Genomic DNA, 20,828 nt, shown 5'->3' on the forward strand with positions numbered 1-20,828 from the left:
TAATGAATAATACATAAAAGCTAGCAATAGAGCAATGTAAATTTGTTTAAGTATAGACCAATTGATTGTTTTTTAGAGTATGAAATTTAATTTATATAATATCTTTGTTTTGTTGATACTTTAATATAAGTATTTGTTATATTTACAAATTTATAACAGAAGGCTATAGGAAGTAATTGATTAAAATGATAAAATATAATAAAGTATTAAATTAGGATACTTTAAAGTGAAGATTTATAATCAATATTATAGATTTAGCACGCTTTTATTTTTTGTTTAAGGGGGATTTAATTACATGAAAATATTTATTAGTTGGTCAGGTGAATTTAGTCAAAAAGTAGCAAGTGCATTAAAAGAATGGTTGCCATGTGTTATTCAATCAATTGAAGTATTTTTTTCTACAGAGGATATAGAAAAAGGTGAAAAATGGGATAGTAAAATATCAGGTGAATTAAGTGAAAGCGAATTTGGAATTGTATGTTTAACTAGTCAAAATGTGAGTGCACCTTGGATTCACTTTGAAGCAGGAGCATTAAGTAAAGCTTTAGATGATAAAGTTTCAGCTTTAATGTTAAATGTCAATCCATCTGATATAAAAGGACCTTTATCAAGATTTCAAGCAACTAAATTTACTAAAGAAGATTTTTATAAATTATTAGAAACGATAAATAATAATAATGATACAAAATTAGAGGAGTCAATATTAAAAAGAACATTTGAAGTCATGTGGGAAAAAATAAATGTGACAATTAATAATTTAATAAAAGAATATGATTCAGAATCAATAAAGAACCCCAAAAAGACTACTGAAATAAATGAAAATAGAGAAGCTATTGAAGAAATATTACAGATATTGAGAAATCAAAATAATATTTTATCAAATCCTGAGAAGTTATTACCGATGGAATATTTCGAATATCTTATGAGAAATAGTAATGAACATACTAAAATGAGGGGAAATTCAAAAGGCAAAATATATAATGATTTATATGAATATTTATCATATGTACTAAATAAAAATACAGAATTAAATGAAATAGAGTATTTAAATAAAATTCAATTTATACAGCTAATACATATAATTGTTGATAATATTTATATTGAAACAGATGCAAGGATCCGAAAAAGATGGTTAACGAAATTTTTGAATTTAAAAGAACGTTATTTGGAATCGAATGAATGTAAAAAAATAGTGGAAGCAGATTAGTATCTACTATTAATGAATGAAGGTATAAATACTAGTAATTTATTTAAACAAAGTTAATATACTGATTTCTAAAATTGTTATATAAAGTGGAGAACGATGTTCAAATAAAAGATGGGACTTTTCTTTTATTTTATAATATTTAAGATATAAAAAAACTCACTTAGTGATGTTACGGAGAACTGTATCATAAGTAAGGAAATTTATAAAAGAAGGGAAACTTAAAGCTAATGAGGTAGGTAAACAGTAGAGGATATCACAAGTTGATTTAGATTTATTTGCTATTGATAAAAAACTATTATGGAGAATGAAGTTTTTAGTAATTGTGAAGAAATAGAGTTTTCAAACAAATACATTGAAAAAGAAAAAATAGTTCAATAAAAGTATCAAGTGTTATAGATTTAGAAGATATAAATAAAGGAGAGAATTTTAGGGTTCATTATACTTTAGAAGATGCAGAAAAGTGGCTATTATCATAATTGAAGTAAGATTATAAATTAAGTAAGATTTTTAGTGGGAAAGATTTGAAAAGCGTAATACTTAAATATGGTGAAGAGTTTTATACTGATATGAGATTCTAAAATATCCATTACCATATGAAGATGGGTATAAAGGATTTTGGAAAAGGCCAATTTCTATTTTTGATTTTTGTAATAATATTATGTGATAATTTATGTAATGGTAAAATTTAGAAATAAAGAGGGAGAGGTGATATATATGAAACGTTGCATTGTATTAGCTGGAATAGTTTAAGAGAATAATATGATGAAAGAAGGAAAATATTATGACTATTCCAGATAGTAAAAAGATTTATCCAAGAACTGGTGATACACAAATTGTATATCTAAAAAATGTAATAGAAAACCCCAATATACAAATTGGTGATTTTACAATATATAATGACTTTGTTCATGATCCAAGGGACTTTCAAAAGAATAATGTTCTGTATCATTATCCTATCAATAAAGACAAACTTGTTATTGGAAAGTTTTGTTCCATTGCTTGTGGTGCAAAGTTTTTATTTAATAGCGCAAATCACAGGTTACAGTCTTTATCAACCTATACTTTCCCGCTGTTTTATGAGGAATGGGAACAGGAAATGAATCTTACAGAAGCATGGGACAATAAAGGGGATATTATTATTGGAAATGATGTATGGATAGGTTATGATGCTGTTATTTTAGCAGGTGTTACCATTGGTGACGGTGCCATTATCGGTACACGAGCAGTTGTCACTAAAGATGTAGCACCTTATACAATAGTTGGTGGTGTTCCGGCAAAACCAATTCGAAAACGGTTTTCAGATGAAGACATCGCATTACTACTTGAACTTAAATGGTGGAATTGGTCTGTTGATAAAATATCAAATAGTATTCAGTATATCCAGTCTGGTAACATAGAAGCATTAAAAAATATGAAATAGTTGGGCATAAGAGCCTTAATGACTTATGAGATGCTCATAAGAATTAATAAATAGTATATATAAAGCATATTAATTTTAAATTGATATGCTTTTTTTTATAAACAAACCTTAAAAGTAATACTTGTTAAACGATAATTATTATTGTAGTCTAAAGATTGGAAAAATTATTTTATTAACAAAAGATAAAGGAAGTGAAAAGTTTGAGAAGATTAATAGCAGCAATCATTTTGATTACTATGCTAGCATTGCAAATTAATGTTTTTGCAATAGGGGCTGAAAGTTTAAATGATAATTATCAATCATCAGTTACTATGGCATCGGTTTCAGGAAACTTGGAAGTTGATATTAATTTAGATATGCCAATTAAGAATACAACGAAAGAGGAAACTGAAATTAGAGTATTATTAAGAGGTAAAGCCAGCGAGTTATCTATAGAGCTTGGTGGTGATAAAGCTATTGAAAAAGAAGATGCAATTATAGATGGACATACCATTAATTACACAGTAAAAAAGCTTAACTCTAATAGAGGGTTAACAACTTTAACAGATACAGAAGTATACTACTATAACATTGTATTTAGTAACTTGCCTCAAGGTAACTATGATATTGAAGTTAGTGGTAACGGATTTTCTGATGTTGTAGAAAAGAATATTAAAATTGAAGATTATTCGCAAAGAGTTATTTTAAGTAATCATGGCTCAATGCTATTTGGAGATTTTGATAGAAATAATAAGATAGATGAAGAAGATTATAAAGATTTATTTGATAATATTGAAACAAAAGATAATGAATTAATAAAGAAATATGATCTTAATAGAGATGGAATAGTAGATATTTTAGATTTGCACTATGTTCATGAAAATCTATCTTTAGAAAAAGTGAATAGTGAAATTATAAATACAGATGTTATTATCAATCCATCTAATGTTGTTTTAGAAACAAAAGAAGGACAAGAAGTTATAGGAACAATTGCAGATTTATTTAAAGAAGAAGGAATAATCCAGATTTCTGCTAAAGATAAAAATGATAATAACATTGATATTACTCCAGAAAATCCAGTAGAATTAACTATGGATTTAGGCAAATCTACTTTAATGGAGCAAATAGTTATAAAGGTTCCAGTAGATGGAAGTGCTCCAGCAAGTGGAGAGATTGTACTATTTGATGAAAATAATAAAGAGGTTTTAAGAGAAGCCTTCGGATATAGTTTATTATCTAGATCAGTGGCAACAAGTGATGAAGGAACTATAAAAATTGATTTAGGAAAGCAAGTTGCTGTTAAAAAAATCACTATCGTAGTTAAAGAAACTACAAAGGATCCAAAGCTTGCAGAAATTGCAAAGGTAGAATTTTTGAATAATGTATATGAAGAAATTCCAGAACCAGTTTTAAATATACCAACAATTAGAGAGATTAATCCAGATCATGAAAAGCTTACTGTTTCTTGGAACCATGAAGCAAATGTAACAGGATATGAAGTTCGTTGCGTAGCTGTTAAAGACGGTAAAGAATATGTAAGAGAAACAACAAGTAATACTGTAGAGTTTAGTGATTTAACTAATTATGAAGAATATAAAATTAGTATAAAATCAGTAAATGGTGAGTGGTCTAGTGATTACTCAACACCAATTATTGCAGTGCCGAAGCCTAAGGAAAGACCAACAGTACCGGAAGGTATAACAGTTGAAAGTCTTTATAAGGGGTTAAAGGTTACATGGAAAAAGAATGATATGGCTATAGGACAAAATCTTTATTATAGAATAGCTGGATCAGAAGATAGTTATACAGAAATTAAAAATATTATTGGAACATCATATACTATAGCTGATTTAGAAGACGAAGTTACATATGAAATTTATTTAACTGCTTATAATGATATTGGTATTAGTAACAAATCAAATATATATAGCGGTAAGACTTTATCAATAGATCCTCCAATTTCACCTAATTATAAATTAATTAACACAGCAGATGCTATTGGAGAGATAACTAATCATATTGTTGATGTTGATTATGACAAAGGTGTAAGTGAAGAATCATATCCATCAAGGAAGATAGGAGTTGTAGATAATGACTATTCTACATATTGGTATCTAAATGATTGGGATTCAGGTGTATATTCAAAAAGAGGACCAATTTTAACTTTAGATAAGGAATACACAATAGACACAATTGCTTTAATACCAAGGCAAGAACCAGGATTCACAATTCCTTATAGAGCAAATATTGGTGTATATGATGAAGTAAGTGGCAAATGGACTTATATAGAGGCTAGTGTTCAAGGTAGAAATAATAATGGACAATATGCATTATTAAAGCTTGAAGAACCTATTACTGCTAGAAAAATACAGGTTAACCCAAGTGTTTATGGTGGCCAAAAAGTAAGTATATCAGAATTAAAGTTATATAATTACGATAGTATAGAAAATGATATAAAGAATTTATTTAAAGATGACTTGCAAGTAGAACTTAAAATGTCAGTTAATCAAAAGATAATTGATGAACTTAAAGAAAGATTAAACACTGCTGATGAAGTAAGTGGAGAATACCATTGGAATAAAGAGGTTTTAGAAAAAGAACTAAAGCTTGCAGAAGATATTTTAAATGATAAAGGATTATCAGAAGAAGTATTTACAGTAGAGCAAAATATAAGTAATGGAACGTTTAATCTAGGAATGGGAAATGACTATCAGGCTCTTGGATATTCAGTTAGAGCTGGTGAAGAGATAGTTGTATATGTAGGTACAAAAGGAAATATACTTCCTGAACTTATATTTACACAGTTCTATGGAGAAAGCGGAAAATTTGCGAAGTCTATTAAACTTCAAAAAGGTAGAAATGTCATTGAAGTACCTCAAATACATGATTTAGATGTTGAAAAAGGTGGAAGTATTTATATTAGATATCCTAATAGTTCAGCATCAAATAATGAAATAAAGGTAAGAGTAAGTGGTGGAGTAAAAATTCCTCATCTTAATGTTTATGGCTTAATAAATGATGATAGTAAAGTTGATGAAGTTAAGGATCTTGCAAGAACTTATATTAGAGAACTTAAAACTTATGTTGATAATATAGAAGATATGTATCCATCAATTTTTACCAATAGAAGTAATAATGTTTATAAATATGATGAAAAAGCAAGTGTATTAAATACCACTGATATTGAGACTGATAAAGTTACTTTAAATCTACCAGCAACAGAGATTTTAAAAGGAATTACAGAAGGTTTAAAATCAGAAGATGAAGAGGTAGAAAGATTATATAATACATTACTTGCTTGGGAACAAGTTATGGAAATTACTTTTGCTAAAAAAGGAGTACTAGGTACAGAATTACAACCGAGAAGTAGAATGAATATTAAATATCAAAGAATGTTTGCGAAAGCGTTTATGTATGCATCTAGCAATCATGTTGGTATTGAATTTGATTCATCAGCGCCATTAATGCATGGAAAACCATATGTGTTTAATGAAGATAGAACTATTAAGGAAAATGGTAGCTTGTTTGGATGGGGTATAGCTCATGAAATAGGACATGTAGTAGATAAACCAAAGGGAACATATTCAGAAACTACTAATAATATATTATCTTTAATAATTCAAACATTTAATGATGAAAATCATTCAAGATTAGAAGATAGTAATGTGTATGAAAAAATTTATAATAAGGTAACATCAGATACTATATCATTATCATCAGATGTATTTACAACATTAGGTATGTTCTGGCAGTTACACTTAGCTTATGAAGATAATCATACATATGAAATGCTATGGAATAATGATACTTATTATGGAAGATTGAATAAGCTTTATAGAGATATGCCATCTGATATGGAAAATTTAGATAAAGATCAAATATTAGTTAGATTAGCATCAGATGCTGCCAATAAAGACTTAACAGATTTCTTCTATAAGTGGGGAATTAGACCTACAGAAGAAACTTACGAATATATCAAATCAAAAGGTTATGAAAAAGAAACTAGACAAATTCAATATTTAAATGATGAAGCTAGAAGACAGAGATTATCAGGAATTACTGCCATGGATAGTTCAACAGAAGTTATTGCTAGCTTTGATGGATATAATGATGGAGACTATGTAAAGAATGCTAAAAATATTACCTTAAATCTTGGAATATCAGGAGATAATGACAAGATTTTAGGATACGAAATATATAGGAATGGAGTTCCAGTAGGATTCACAACAGAAGATACTTATACAGATATTTTAGGGGCAGTAAATAATAGAGTATTTAAATATGAAGTAGTAGCATATGATTATTTACTAAATGTAACTAAAAAGTATGAGGTTGGTTCATTAAAGATATCACATGATGGTTCAATGAGCAAAACTTCATGGATAGCTTCAACTAATACTAGTAATGATGAAGATGTTAACAATAATATGGATACAACTGGACCAATACAAAATCCAGCAATAGATAAGGTAATAGATAATAAAAGTGATACGGTTTATGTTGGATATAAGAGTGGTAATAACAACCCTGAAATAGTAATTGATATGAATAAGATAAATTCAATTGTAGGTATTAAATATACCACTGACGATAAAAATTCATCTTCTACGATACAAGATTATGAAGTTTATGTAAGTAATAATGGGGAAGAATGGACTTTAGCTTCTTCAGGTAAGTTCCAATTTGGAGCTAATGGCGATGATGAAAATTCAGCAATAGTGTACTTTAATAAGGAAGATTCAGAAGGTGGAAGACAACTTTATACTTATGAAGCATCTTATGTTAAGGTTGTAGCTAAAGGAAAATCAACTATTTCAGTAGCGGAAATTGATATATTAGCACCTCCAGGAGATAATATTGATATTGATGTAATTGGAACTTTAAAATCAGATTATGAATATGCTGACGGTGAAGTAATACCAGCAGGTTCAGTAGTAATAACTGGTGAGTACAGAGGAAATCCAGCATATAATATTCCAGTATTAAAGAATGAGTATGGATACGTAATAAATTCAGAAACTATCTTATTAGCAGAGATTCCTACAAATGCTCATTTAGGAGAAATAAGTAGTGGTACTTGGATATCATGGGTTTCACCATCAGAAGTATCATCATTAACTACTAAGGTTATGGCAGAGTTATATAGAGTGAATGATGCAATAACTTTAGAAGGACAAAGACTTGTAAGTGATAGTTTATATGTAAAAGTTCCATTAAAGCTGCCAGAAATAGATTTCAATAAAGATGAAAACTAACAGAGGAGAAAACAAATGATGAAGAATTTAATAAAGTCTGTAATTTTTGCAATTACATTTATGCTTTTAACTTCAGTAGTAGCTAAAGCAGATTCTGAGATATCATTAAAGAGAATTTATACAAGTGCAGATAGCGTTGAGGTTTCAATAGATAATGTAAACACAATTGTTAGTTCCTTTCAACTTAGCTTAAGACTTGAGGGAAGTGTAAAGTTAAAGGATATAGTTTGGAGCAAGGAATTAAATAAAAATGTTAAGACAAACTTTAAATATAATTCCAATGATAATATATTAGATATTTATGTTACATCAAAAGAAAACTTAGTAAGTAAAAGTGGTGAAATAGTAATAGGAACATTAAAAGTAGCAGGAACTAAAAAGGGAAGTTTTAATATTGTTCCTAATTTAGAGAAAGCTACTGGAGCCTTAAAGTTAGTTTCAAATAGACATAAAGAAATAGTTATATCAGATATGGCAATAGCAGGAGAAAGTGATTTTGTGTTCCCTGGGGATACTCCATCAATAGATTCAAATAAACCTGAAAATAATACTCCGGAAGATGGTGGACAACCTTCGGATTCAAATGAATTAGGAAGTAGTACATCAGAAGAAAACAAGAATACTATAGCTTTAAATAATAATACTGAAGCAAATTCAGGAACAAACTCTTCAGATGGTAATAGATACAATGAAATGATAGAAAATATTGATTCATCTAATGAAAAGGATCATATGTTAAATGATAGCAATGATTTTGAAGATGTTGAAAATGAGATTCTATCTGAAGATAATGAGAATCATATTAGCCAAGTAAATGATGAAGCTGATTTAAATAAAGAAAAGTCTAAATCAAATAACTTTATAATTTATATTGCTGGAGCAATTATTACGTTAACAGTTGGAATTGGTATATATATAAAAGTTAAATAATTAATAAAATCTGGATTCAGATAAGCATTAGCTATTTGAATTCAGATTTTTTATATAGATATATGTAAGAGTTTGTGGAAAGTGATGATTATACATTATTGTTAACTAATTACAACATTGCCATCTAAATCTAATAATGGTGTAATCCCATTAAATCCAGTTCCAAGAGTTAATAAATAATTAACTCTTGTTTTAACATCCACAATAATATATATACCACCACCTAATCCTAATGAGTAATCTTCCTTAGTTATAAATCGTTTTTCTTTGTTAAATATCTATAAACCCTCCAATAAATTTTCATTATAAATTATATGCAGGATAAATGGTATGATATAACTAAAATAATAAGTGTATATAGGGTGAAGAGATTAATATTTTACAAAGAATAAAAGTAAAAATTAATTAATAGTTATGTTTTAAAAAATATAATAATTTGGTATAAATATCAAAATTATTATTGCAATATATAGTTTAACTATATATAATTAAACTATACAGTTAAACTGTATAAAGTTGAACTATATATAGAGGTGCTTATGAGAAGAGATAAGAATTTACCATTAACAGAAACAACATTTTATATCCTTTTAGCATTATTAGAACCAGCACATGGATATCTTATAATGCAGAAGGTTGAAGAATTAAGTGATGGCCATGTTAGAATAGCAGCAGGTACTCTATATGGGGCGCTTGAAAATTTAATAAAACAAAAGTTTATAGTACTAGTACCTACCAATGATAAAAGAAGAAAGGTTTATAAAATCACAGATAAAGGCCGTGAAATACTAAAACTTGATTTAGATAGAATTAAGCATATGGCTGAAGTTACTGAAGAAGCTTTAAAATAATCTAGGAGGGTAAAAGTATGTATATTTTAAAATTCTTTATTGATTGTACTAAAGAAGAAAAGTGGCTTAATGAAATGGCTAAAAAGGGTTATGAGATAACTAAAAATACTTTTGGATATAACTTATAGAACATTTAAAACTAAAAAAGATTTTATTGATTACTGCACTTTGTTTGAAGATTCTGGATGGAAGCATATTGCAGGTTCTAAATCAAGTGGAAATCAGTATTTCAAGAAAATATCAGATAATTGTAATGATGATATATTTTCTGACGACTTGTCAAAAGCAGCTAGATATAAGAGATTATCTGATTTTTGGATTACAATGACTTTGTGCTATTTTACAATATTTATTTCAATTATAAGTAATAATGATATAAATATAAAAACAATTATTAATCCTAAAGCATTATACTATACACCTGGCTTATGGGAGAAATCAGGTTTAGACTTTTTAGGAAGTTTTTTGTTTGAAACACCATTTGCTTTAGGCAGAGGATTTGTTTGGATTGTTTTTCCTATATGTATAATTATCTATATTTATTTTATTTGTAAATCATCTAGATTATATAAGGATAGTATAAACAAAAAGTATTAATTAGAATATATTTATATATTATTTTACTAAGAAGAGATAGCGCTTATAGAATAATAGATTCTATAAGTGCTATTTTTATGTATACATAGAAGCGTGTAAATGGAATATGGATTCGCTCTATGGTAATAAATGGTGCAATATAATGATAAGTTTATATAGGGTGGAGAGATAAAGATGTGTATTGTATGTAAAAGAATAGAAAGATTAATGAATAGATAATAATAGTTAAAAGTATTGATGTAGAAAAAATTGAATTTAATTAATAAAGCAATGAAAATGGACAAGATTAGAATAGAAGTATAAAATATTTATTGTAATTAAACATAATTAAAAGGGGGAGAGGGTAATGTCAAAAGCATTAAAAGAAAGAAAAGATGTAGAGGAAGCTCTTACTTGGGATTTATCAGCAATTTATGCCACAGAAGAAGAATTTCAAAGTGATATAAAGAAGATGAAAGAACTTGCTTTGAAGATAGAAAAAACTTATAAAGGGGAATTGAATACTGCAGATAAGATAAATGAATGTTTAGATGAATTTAGAAAGTTATATGAATATATAGTACTTATAGGTTCTTATGTTGAACTTTTAGTATCTGTAGATTATACAAATAATGAGAATCAAGATAAGTATTCAAAGGCTATGAATATGGTGTCTGATATAGAAAGCAGATTGAGTTTTGTAGAAAGTGAAATCATTGAAGTCAAAGATGAAGTTTTAGAAGAGGCAATAAGAAATTCTAAAGAAAATACTAATTTTTTAAAGGAAAAGAAAAGAGCTAAGAAACATGCACTTCATCCAGAGGTAGAAAGAGTTTTAGCTGCTTTAAGTGGAACTTTAGAAGGTCCTTATCAAGTGTATGAGCAAGCTAAACATGCAGATATGGACTTTAATACTTTTATCGTAGGTGGAAAAGAATATCCTCTCGGGTATGCTCTTTTTGAAAATGAATATGAATATGAGAATGATACAGAAGTTAGAAGAGCAGCATTTAAGGTATTTTCTTACAAATTAAGACAATATCAAAATACTACAGCCACAGCCTATCAACTACAGGTGCAAAAGGAAAAGACTTTGGCAGATTTAAGAGGCTTTGATTCTGTTATAGATAGTTTATTATTTTCTCAAAAAGTAGATAGAGATTTATATAATAGACAGATAGATTTGATAATGGAAAAATTAGCACCACATATGAGAAAATATGCAAAACTACTCAAGAAAATACATAATCTTGATGAAATGACTTTTGCAGATTTAAAGATTGCTGTTGATCCAGAATATGATCCACGTATTACCATTGAGGAGTCTAAAAAGTATATAGAAGGCGCTTTATCTATATTTGGTGATGATTATTTAGATATGGTGAAAAAGGCTTATGATGAGAGATGGGTTGATTTTGCTCAAAATAAGGGTAAATCAACAGGTGGATTCTGTGCAAGTCCTTATGGAAGTCATTCTTTTATATTATTATCATGGACTGATAGGATGGCTGAAGTGTTAACTTTAGCACATGAACTTGGTCATGCAGGACATTTTAAGTTATGTAATGAAAATCAAAATATATTTGATACTGATGTTTCAACTTATTTTGTAGAGGCGCCTTCAACAATGAATGAACTTATTATGGCAAATTATCTTCTAAGTACAAGTGATGATAAGAGATTTAGAAGATGGGTTTTATCATCTATGATTACTAATACTTATTATCATAACTTTGTAACACATCTTTTAGAAGCGGCTTATCAAAGAGAAGTTTATAAAATAATAGATGAAGGAGGCTCTGTACAAGCAGCTACCCTTAATAGTATTAAAAAAGAAGTACTTGAAAAGTTCTGGGGAGATGATGTGAAAATAATTGATGGTGCTGAGTTAACTTGGATGAGACAACCTCATTATTATATGGGACTTTATTCATATACTTATAGCGCTGGGCTAACTATTGGAACAGAAGTAAGTAAGAGAATATTAAAAGAAGGGCAACCGGCTATTGATGATTGGATAGAAGTTCTTAAAGCAGGTGGAACTAAAACACCGGTGGAACTTGCAAAAATGGCTGGGGTAGACATTACTACAGATAAACCACTTCTTGATACTATTGAGTATATCGGTAGTATAATTGATGAGATAGTTAAACTTACTGAAGAAATTGAAGGATAGTGTTGAAATTTTATATTATTTATGATTTTTATAAGAAATAATACACATAATAACAATAGTAGAAGTTATTAATATGTTAAAAATCACATTTACATGTTACGATATATAAATTGTAGATAATAAAGAAGGAGGGAGATAATGAAAAAAGAAATAAATATAAAAACAGTATCAAGAGAAATTTTTGTAGGTATTATTATAGCGGCTATATCTATTCCAATAGGAATGGGATATGCACAAATTGCAGGGCTTCCAACAGTATATGGATTATATGGATCAGTGCTACCAATTTTGATATTTTCATTAATATCATCTTCTCCTCAATTTATATTCGGGGTAGATGCGGCACCAGCAGCATTAATTGGAGGAGTTTTAGTATCTTTAGGTATAGAGGCAGGTACTAAGGAAGCTGTTGAGATAATACCTGTGTTAACGCTATATACTGCTATATGGCTTTTGGCATTTTATATATTTAAAGCTGGAAAATTAGTAAATTATATATCAACACCTGTAATGGGTGGCTTTATAACTGGAATAGGAACTACTATTATATTAATGCAGATCCCTAAATTAATGGGAAGTGCAGCAGGTAGTGGTGAGCTATTTGAACTTGTAGAGCATATAATTATAGCAGTAGAACATATAAATTGGATTTCATTTGCAATGGGACTTGGATCTCTTGCGATAATATTAGTGAGTAAGAGAATTGCACCTAAGTTTCCTATGAGTTTAGTTGTTATGGCACTAGGAGCCTTATCTACAGCATTTTTACATGTAGATGAATATGGAGTTGCATTACTTTCACAGGTGGAAAGTGGGCTTCCAAAGTTTGTATTTCCAGATTTTTCGTTAATACATTTTAAAGATGGATTTATGTTAAGCCTTCCAATTGCAGTAGTTATATTGGCAGAGTCTTTATTGGCTGAAACAAGTTTTGCAAACAAGAATAATTATAAAATTAAAGATAATCGAGAGATTTTAGCATTTTCTCTAAGTAATTTATCAGCGGCAATAGTTGGATGTTGTCCAGTAAATGGTAGTGTATCAAGAACAGTTATGATGGAGCAATATGGAGCAAAGACAAAAATTGTTTCAATTACTGCATCAATTGTAATGGCAGTTGTATTAGTATTTGCCACTGGATTTATTAGTTATTTACCAGTACCGGTTCTAACTGCTATAGTAATTTCAGCATTAATAGGTGTGTTAGAGATACATCTTGCAAAGCGTTTATATAAAATTAATAAAACAGAGTTTTTTATTTTTATGGGAGCTTTTGCAGCAGTGCTAGTTCTTGGAACAATATATGGTGTTGTAATAGGGGTGGTATTATCCTTTGCAGCAATGATAATAAAATCAGCAGTACCTCCAAGAAGTTTTTTAGGAGTTATACAAGGTAAAGAAGGATTTTATGATTTACATAGAAATCGTGATGCAAAACCAATTTCAGGAACTGTAATTTATCGCTTCAGTGGCAGTTTGTTTTTTGCTAATATAAACACATTTCAAAATGATCTTGATAAGGCAGTAGATGAGAATACTAAAGTTGTAATTATAGATGCTGGTGGAATTGGTAGTATTGATATTACTGCTGCAGATAGATTAGAGATTATTAATAAAAATTTCCATGATAAAGGAATTGAATTTTATATTACTGAGCATATTGGAGAGTTAAATGATGAGATGAGAAAGCTTGATCTTGGCCATCTTGTTGAAGAAGGAGTAGTACGTAGAACTATTAAGTCTGCATTAAGAGAAGCTGGTATTCATTATCCATATTCTATTGATGGAGAAAAACAAAATGAATCGCAAATGAAAAATTTGATGATACAAGAAGAGATTCTTCAAGAATTTGAATGGGCATTTGGAGAAGATGCAGAGGAGCAGATGGAAAAGCATGTAGAAGAAATAATAGCTAATATATCAATATTTACATCTGAGTTGACTCCAGAAACTGAAATAGATCTTAAAACAAAGGCATGGAGACATTTGGATAGCTATGATCAAGATAGACTTCTAGAACATTTAGAAAGACATCTAAATGAATTTGCAGCAAGATTAGGTCAGCCAGTTGATGCCGTAGAAGCAAATATTATGGAACATAGAATTAGATTAGAAGAAAAGATGAAAAAAGAAAATAGAGTATTTTATGAAGTATATGTTCAAAAACGTGAAAAGTATGAAAAGTTACTACAAAAGAAAAATCCAGAATTACATAAATATATTATGGAGCATAGAAAGAAGCAATATGATATTCTAAAGGAAACTAATCCGGAAGTAGCTGATCGTATTAAAAAATGGATTTATTAGTATATTGATTAATAATGATATATTTTGATAATTGTGAAATAAAACAAACTACTTACTAAAAAGTGCAGGAATGATTTTATAAATCATACCTGCATTTTTTATAATTTATCTTCACTTGATGAAAAAATAACCACAAAGCTTTTGTTTTTAACAATTTCCTGGATTTTAATATCTGAAAATCCAGCTTGTTTTCCCATTGACAAAAAGTCATTTTTTTCAAAGAATCTAAATCCTTTTTTTGTATAGGATAGCTTTTGTAACCATTCTTTTGTATATACTACATTAAAAAAACTACCTCTTGGCTTTAAGACTCTATTTATTTCTGATAAGCCTTTCACAGTGTCATTCCAAAAGTAAATAGTATTTATTGATGTTACTACATCAAAATAATTATTGTCATATGGTAAATAACAACAATCTCCTACGGTTAAATGCAATTTTCCTGCACCATCTGCAAGAGAATTTCTCTTTGATGCTTGTTTTTGTATATCTTCTGATATATCAATTCCATACATATTTGGTCTATGGGTTTTATACAATTGTTTTAGAAAATAGCCATTACCATATCCAATATCTAGAGAGTTTGCATTTGATGATATAGAAATAAGAGAGACTGTTCTTTTATACATTTCTTTATTAATAATATTCATAAGTAAACAACAAACTTTACCAAGAACACCTCGTGGATTTCCAAATTGTGAACCTATATATTCTGTAAATTTGCTCATTATAAACTCCAATCAAATTAATATTTTATTTGAGGATATTTTATCATAAAAATAATGATTTTTCATTATCTTCCATCATAGATGGAAATATGAATAGTAACAAGATTTTTATTTGAATATTTAATAATACAAAAATTAGGTATAATATAAAGTAGAGATAAAAACACAGTTCTGTTGGTAGTCAGAACCTATAATAGATTTATAGCAGTAACCTGCCCTCCTGGGTTGTCCATTCTCTTGAAGTTTTTATTTTAGGGAGGGAACGTTATATGTTAACGTCAGTAAAATTAACTGTATTTTTTGAGGAGCCTTTTTGGGTTGGTGTATTTGAAGTAGAAGAAGGTGAATATAAAGTAAGTAAGGTCACTTTTGGTGCGGAACCTAAGGAATCAGATATTTATCAATTTATTTTAAAAAATTATTATAAGATGAATTTCTTTAAAGAAGATTTCTATGAAACAAGAAATTTAAAGAACAATATTAATCCCAAAAGGCAACAAAGAAATATAAAAAGACAGTTAAAAAACAAAGAAATTGGTACAAAAGCACAGATTGCAATAAAAAAACAGCATGAAGAAAGTAAAATACAGAATAAGAAAAATAATAAGGAAAAGAAGGAAGCTGAAGAAAGAAGAAAATTTCAATTGAAGAAAAGAAAGAGGAAAGAAAAACATAAAGGTCACTAGAAGATCAGAATAACTTGACAGAAAACGTTGCATATTGTATATTAAAAAATTACTGAGATGATTCATGAATTTAGAAATTAATCGTAGTAAATATTTTTAGTAAAGGGTGAAAAAATTTGAAGAATCTAAGTAATTTTATTAAAAGATTAATCTTGTTTTTCTTAGGAATAAGTGTTATTCAATTTGGAGTAGCAATATTTTTAGAAACAAGTATAGGATCTGATCCATTTACAGTTTTTACAGAAGGTTTAGCAAAGGTATTGAGTAAAACGCCTTTAGCAAACACTGCGTTAGTTGAAATGATGGCAGGGAAACATGAAGTGACACCTGGAATAGCCAATATGATTATTTTAATAGTTTTATTTATTATTATTCTATTGGTTGATAAGAAACGTATAAAAATAGGAACACTGATATGTGTTGCGGGAGTTGGACCAATAATTGATTTATCAATGAAAGTAGTTTCATATTTCCAGATCGACACATTCCCATTTCTAGTTAGATCAGTATTAGTCTTAGTTGGTTGTTTTATAATTGCTGTAGGATTTTCTATTGCATCAGCTAGTAACATAGGTGTGGCACCAAATGATATTATTCCATTTATTATTCAAGATAAAACAAAATTTCAATACCGTTGGATCAGAATTTCAATGGATGCAATTTTACTAGTAACAGGTTTCTTGTTAGGAGGAACTATAGGGTTAGGAACAATAATTGCAATGTTAGCAATAGGACCATTTATACAACTTTGTTTACCATACGGTGAAAAAGTTGTTAATTTAGTAGTAAAAAAATAAAACAAGCTTTTCAGTAAAAGATTTACTTTTTATAAGTAAATCTTTTTTTATATATTAAAATATTTTTTTTAAAATTTTTTATGTTATAATTATTCGAAATATATAAGATGAGGTAAATATAAATTATGACATTTAAGCAATTAGGAATAAGTGATAATCTAATAAAAATATTAAAAAACAATGGAATTACAGTACCTACAGAAATTCAGGATAAAAGTATTATAGAGATATTAAATGGTAGAGATGTTATAGGAGAAGCACAAACAGGAACTGGTAAAACTTTAGCGTTTCTTTTACCTATATTCGAAAAAATTTCACCGTGCTCTAAGGATATTCAATGTTTAATAGTAACGCCTACAAGAGAATTGGCTATACAAATAACTGAAGAAGCTATGAAGCTTAAAGAAGGAAAAGACATTGGTGTTTTAGCTATGTATGGAGGAAAGGATATTGGTTCCCAAGTAAAAAAATTACAAGGAAATATTCAAATGGTTATTGCTACGCCAGGAAGGCTTCTTGACCATATAAAGAGAAAAACTGTTGATTTTAAGAAACTTAAGACTATTGTCATTGATGAAGCTGATCAGATGTTACTTATGGGTTTTAGAAACGAAATAGATACGATTATGAAAGAAAGACCTAAAAAAGTTCAAGTTTTATGTTATTCTGCAACAATGGATGCTGCCGTTAAAAAATTAGCTTATAGATATATGAATGATCCGGTGATAGTATCTATAAAGAAAAAAGAAGTAACTTTAGAAAATATAAAACAAGAAGTAGTAGAAACTACAGATAGGTGGAAAAAGGATGCATTATGTACTGTATTAGATGAAGATAATCCGTTTATGGCAATCATATTTTGCAGGACAAAAAGAAGAGCCAACGAACTTGAAATAGTAATGCACCAGAGAGGTTATAATTGCAAGGTTATTCATAGTGATATACCACAAAATAAACGAGAAAGAATTATGAAGTCATTTAGAAACGCAGATATTCAATATCTAATTGCTACAGATGTAGCTTCCAGAGGCTTAGATATCAGTGGGGTAAGTCATATATATAATTATGATATTCCAGAAAAGGTGGAAACATATATTCATCGTATAGGTAGAACTGGTAGAGCAGGGGAAGAAGGATATACATGCTTGTTTGTAGATCCAAAAGATTTAAGGCTTTTAGAAGAGATAGAAAAAGAAATAAAGTTTGCAATACCAAGAAGACTTATATAGAAAAGTAGTAGTTTATAGCTAAAAGAGATCGATAAAACCATTTATTAAAGCCACAACTGAAATAAGTTATGGCTTTTAAATTAGAGTTTATAAATAAACTTTAAACATATATACAAAAGCTATTTAGTAGCCATAATTAATATAAAGTTTAATCTATAATCAATATTTGAGAGGAATTTTAAATGGTACCAAATAAATGTAATAGAAATATAGTAGCAATTTTATTGATAAACTTCATAACTCTTTCTAGAGGACCAATGACAGTATTCTTTTCATATCAATTGATACAGTACTTAACAACAGGTATACAAGCTTATAGCTTTTGCTCAATGATTATCTCAATACTTATTATTCTTTCAGATTTTATAGATGGAAAGTTTGCTAGAAGGTATGGTGTTTCTACAGAAATTGGACAAAGCTTTGATATATATTTTGATTTTGCATATATATTTATAGCTATATCTATATTGATTAAGTATAGTAAGATAGATTCTTATTTTATTATTGTTATAGTATATAAGTTTGTAGAATTCCTTATAACATCAAAAATTTTTAAGGGAAAATTTCAAAATAGGAAGAGTAAAAAGTATTATTACGATAAATTAGGTATAATAGTAAGTGGAATATATTATGTTATACCGTTAATTACAATATTATTAATTTATTTTGAAGTTAGATATAGTAGTATTATTTTGAGAATTGCATTACTAGTTATTACAGCATTAACTTTTATAGCTAGTTTTATGAAGTTTTATGACATTAGGAAGATATCATAACAGATGATATATCTATTCTATGATATGTGGTTTACTTATCTTAAATATGTAAATTTAAATTGTTATGATGATGAAAAGAAAATTGTGGATACTATGTAAATAGAACATCCACAATTTTTTAGTTATTGAGTATATTTAATTAATCTGTTCATTCTAAAGTGTTTTCATATGATTTACGTGGCTTATACAGAATTATATTTCCATTATCATTGGAAAAACAATAGGTCTTCTCTTAGTTTTTTCATAAATAAATCTATCAATAGCACGTTTAACATTATTTTTTAGAACATACCATTCAATAATTTTCTTTTCTAAACAGTTATTTAATTCTTTAGTAGCAATAGCTTTAATTTCATTAATTAGCTCTTCAGATTCTTTTGCATATACAAAACCTCTAGTAATAACATCTGGGCCTGCTATAATGCTGTAGCTTTCCTTATGTAATGTGACAACTATATTAATCATTCCATCTTGAGCAAGATTTTTTCTATCTCGAATAATAAGACTTCCTACATCACCAATTCCAAGACCATCAACATAGACAGATCCAGTTTTGACTTTTCCAATAACAGCGGCTTTATCATCTTTTAAAGCCAAAACATCACCAGTGTCAATAATAAAAGTATTTTCCTTTTTCATTCCTAATTCTTCAGCTAATTCTGCATGATGTTTTAAATGTCTATACTCACCATGAACAGGTAAAAAGAACTTAGGATGAACTAAATTATGAATTAGCTTTAGTTCTTCTTTACATGCATGACCAGAAACATGAACATCTTCTAAATCCTTATATATAACTTCTGCTCCTTTTTTTAATAGTTCATTTATAATTCTTGAAATTAATTTTTCGTTTCCAGGTATAGGAGACGAAGATAAAATAAATAAGTCATTAGGCAACAGTGTGATTTTCCTATGAGAAGAATAAGCTATTCTAGCTAATGCAGCCATTGGCTCTCCTTGACTACCTGTAGTTATTATAGTTATTTCATTTGGTGGATAATCATTTATTTCATCAATATCAATTGAAAAACCTTCTGGGATATTTAAATAACCTAATTCTTTAGATACTTCTGATATATTTTCCATACTTCTACCACTAAAAGTAACCTTTCTATTAAACATTACAGAAGAATCTATTATTTGTTGCATTCTATGAATATTAGAGGCAAAGGTTGAAACAATAATTCTACCTTTAGCATTAGAAAAAATTCTATTAAAAGTTTTCCCGATAGTTTTTTCTGAAAGAGAATGACCTTTTCTATCAACATTAGTACTATCAGCCATAAGAAGTAATACTCCATTTTTACCATATTCAGAAATGCGTTCTAAATTCATAGTTAATCCATCAATAGGAGTATAATCGATTTTAAAATCTCCAGTATGAATAATTACACCCTCTGGAGTAGTAATAGCTAGAGAACAGGAATCAGCAATACTATGAGTATTTCTAATAAATTCTATACTTAAGTTTGTAAACTTAATAATTTCACCAGGTTTTACAACATTTAAAGTGCAATTAGATAAAGTTTGATTATCTTCCAACTTAGTTTTTAAAATACCTAAGGTTAAGGCAGTTCCATAAATAGGAACATTAATTTGTTTTAAAATGTAAGGTAGGGAGCCAATATGATCTTCATGACCATGAGTCAAAAATATTCCTTTTACTTTTTCAGAGTTTTCAAGTAAGTAAGATATATCAGGAATAACAGCATCTACACCATACATCTCTTCATCAGGAAAAGCTATTCCACAATCAATTACAATAATTTCGCTGTCATATTCAATAACAGTTATATTTTTGCCTATTTCCCCTAATCCGCCAAGAGGAATTACTTTTACAAATTCATTACTCATATAATCTTCCTTTCAAAAAATCATTGATTATATTTTGCGATATTTATTAGTTTTTGA

The 20,828-nt window shown here is 28.4% G+C and carries 14 protein-coding genes and 1 pseudogene; 12 read left to right on the plus strand and 3 right to left on the minus strand.

Annotated features, from left to right (window positions below; genetic code table 11):
* Positions 1-295 precede the first annotated feature (295 nt).
* From CM240_RS17000 to CM240_RS14600, 4 genes are all read left to right on the plus strand, one after another.
* On the plus strand, positions 296-1,207 hold the full coding sequence (locus CM240_RS17000) for a toll/interleukin-1 receptor domain-containing protein (RefSeq protein ID WP_051483882.1): 912 nt from the start codon (positions 296-298) through the stop codon (positions 1,205-1,207).
* Positions 1,208-1,988: 781 nt separating this feature from the next.
* A complete protein-coding gene (locus tag CM240_RS14590) occupies positions 1,989-2,627 on the plus strand; it encodes a CatB-related O-acetyltransferase (protein WP_044040236.1) in 639 nt (212 codons plus the stop codon).
* 200 nt (positions 2,628-2,827) lie between these two features.
* Complete coding sequence (locus CM240_RS14595; protein WP_051483883.1) at positions 2,828-7,861, plus strand: M60 family metallopeptidase; 5,034 nt, start codon at positions 2,828-2,830, stop codon at positions 7,859-7,861.
* A gap of 15 nt (positions 7,862-7,876) precedes the next feature.
* Positions 7,877-8,791: a hypothetical protein gene (locus CM240_RS14600; protein ID WP_156930612.1), complete on the plus strand. Its 915-nt coding sequence runs from the start codon at positions 7,877-7,879 to the stop codon at positions 8,789-8,791.
* A 101-nt stretch (positions 8,792-8,892) separates the two neighbouring features.
* Here CM240_RS14600 and CM240_RS18060 read toward each other — a convergent pair whose 3' ends face one another.
* The gene (locus CM240_RS18060; RefSeq protein ID WP_341349780.1) at positions 8,893-9,069 is read right to left on the minus strand and encodes a DUF6440 family protein; all 177 of its coding nucleotides are present in this window, start codon (positions 9,067-9,069) and stop codon (positions 8,893-8,895) included.
* 261 nt (positions 9,070-9,330) lie between these two features.
* Here CM240_RS18060 and CM240_RS14605 point away from each other — a divergent pair, with 261 nt between their 5' ends.
* The 4 genes and pseudogenes from CM240_RS14605 to CM240_RS14620 all read left to right on the plus strand — a co-directional run bounded on the left by CM240_RS14605 (position 9,331) and on the right by CM240_RS14620 (position 14,701).
* Complete coding sequence (locus CM240_RS14605; RefSeq protein WP_044040238.1) at positions 9,331-9,642, plus strand: PadR family transcriptional regulator; 312 nt, start codon at positions 9,331-9,333, stop codon at positions 9,640-9,642.
* Between the two features lie 74 nt (positions 9,643-9,716).
* Positions 9,717-10,239: pseudogene (locus CM240_RS14610) on the plus strand (DUF2812 domain-containing protein).
* A gap of 346 nt (positions 10,240-10,585) precedes the next feature.
* Positions 10,586-12,394 (plus strand): oligoendopeptidase F, encoded by a 1,809-nt coding sequence (gene pepF, locus CM240_RS14615; RefSeq protein ID WP_044040239.1) that lies wholly within the window; start codon positions 10,586-10,588, stop codon positions 12,392-12,394.
* A gap of 138 nt (positions 12,395-12,532) precedes the next feature.
* Positions 12,533-14,701, plus strand: coding sequence for a SulP family inorganic anion transporter (locus tag CM240_RS14620; RefSeq protein ID WP_051483884.1), 2,169 nt, complete (start codon positions 12,533-12,535; stop codon positions 14,699-14,701).
* A gap of 98 nt (positions 14,702-14,799) precedes the next feature.
* On the opposite strand, the gene CM240_RS14625 is transcribed toward CM240_RS14620, so the two are convergent.
* Positions 14,800-15,429: a class I SAM-dependent methyltransferase gene (locus CM240_RS14625; RefSeq protein ID WP_051483885.1), complete on the minus strand. Its 630-nt coding sequence runs from the start codon at positions 15,427-15,429 to the stop codon at positions 14,800-14,802.
* A gap of 269 nt (positions 15,430-15,698) precedes the next feature.
* Between CM240_RS14625 and CM240_RS14630 the strand changes: the two genes are divergently transcribed.
* From CM240_RS14630 to CM240_RS14645, 4 genes are all read left to right on the plus strand, one after another.
* Complete coding sequence (locus CM240_RS14630) at positions 15,699-16,115, plus strand: YjdF family protein (RefSeq protein ID WP_044040240.1); 417 nt, start codon at positions 15,699-15,701, stop codon at positions 16,113-16,115.
* A 116-nt stretch (positions 16,116-16,231) separates the two neighbouring features.
* Positions 16,232-16,912 (plus strand): YczE/YyaS/YitT family protein, encoded by a 681-nt coding sequence (locus tag CM240_RS14635; protein ID WP_044040241.1) that lies wholly within the window; start codon positions 16,232-16,234, stop codon positions 16,910-16,912.
* Positions 16,913-17,037: 125 nt separating this feature from the next.
* On the plus strand, positions 17,038-18,141 hold the full coding sequence (locus tag CM240_RS14640; protein ID WP_044040242.1) for a DEAD/DEAH box helicase: 1,104 nt from the start codon (positions 17,038-17,040) through the stop codon (positions 18,139-18,141).
* 182 nt (positions 18,142-18,323) lie between these two features.
* The gene (locus tag CM240_RS14645; RefSeq protein WP_044040243.1) at positions 18,324-18,917 is read left to right on the plus strand and encodes a CDP-alcohol phosphatidyltransferase family protein; all 594 of its coding nucleotides are present in this window, start codon (positions 18,324-18,326) and stop codon (positions 18,915-18,917) included.
* Positions 18,918-19,109: 192 nt separating this feature from the next.
* Here CM240_RS14645 and CM240_RS14650 read toward each other — a convergent pair whose 3' ends face one another.
* Positions 19,110-20,771, minus strand: a complete 1,662-nt coding sequence (locus CM240_RS14650; protein WP_044040244.1) for a ribonuclease J — start codon at positions 20,769-20,771, stop codon at positions 19,110-19,112.
* Positions 20,772-20,828 lie beyond the last annotated feature (57 nt).

The sequence above is a fragment of the Clostridium bornimense genome (assembly GCF_000577895.1).
GTDB lineage: Bacteria > Bacillota > Clostridia > Clostridiales > Clostridiaceae > Clostridium_AN > Clostridium_AN bornimense.

What these genes read in the sequence shown, in the direction of transcription:
- pepF (WP_044040239.1), top strand. Translation starts at nt 10,586, where the DNA reads ATGTCAAAAGCATTAAAAGAAAGAAAAGATGTAGAGGAAGCTCTTACT.
- CM240_RS14625 (WP_051483885.1), bottom strand. Translation starts at nt 15,429, where the DNA reads ATGAGCAAATTTACAGAATATATAGGTTCACAATTTGGAAATCCACGA.
- CM240_RS14600 (WP_156930612.1), top strand. Translation starts at nt 7,877, where the DNA reads ATGATGAAGAATTTAATAAAGTCTGTAATTTTTGCAATTACATTTATG.
- CM240_RS14605 (WP_044040238.1), top strand. Translation starts at nt 9,331, where the DNA reads ATGAGAAGAGATAAGAATTTACCATTAACAGAAACAACATTTTATATC.
- CM240_RS14645 (WP_044040243.1), top strand. Translation starts at nt 18,324, where the DNA reads ATGGTACCAAATAAATGTAATAGAAATATAGTAGCAATTTTATTGATA.
- CM240_RS14590 (WP_044040236.1), top strand. Translation starts at nt 1,989, where the DNA reads ATGACTATTCCAGATAGTAAAAAGATTTATCCAAGAACTGGTGATACA.
- CM240_RS14620 (WP_051483884.1), top strand. Translation starts at nt 12,533, where the DNA reads ATGAAAAAAGAAATAAATATAAAAACAGTATCAAGAGAAATTTTTGTA.
- CM240_RS14630 (WP_044040240.1), top strand. Translation starts at nt 15,699, where the DNA reads ATGTTAACGTCAGTAAAATTAACTGTATTTTTTGAGGAGCCTTTTTGG.
- CM240_RS17000 (WP_051483882.1), top strand. Translation starts at nt 296, where the DNA reads ATGAAAATATTTATTAGTTGGTCAGGTGAATTTAGTCAAAAAGTAGCA.
- CM240_RS14640 (WP_044040242.1), top strand. Translation starts at nt 17,038, where the DNA reads ATGACATTTAAGCAATTAGGAATAAGTGATAATCTAATAAAAATATTA.
- CM240_RS14650 (WP_044040244.1), bottom strand. Translation starts at nt 20,771, where the DNA reads ATGAGTAATGAATTTGTAAAAGTAATTCCTCTTGGCGGATTAGGGGAA.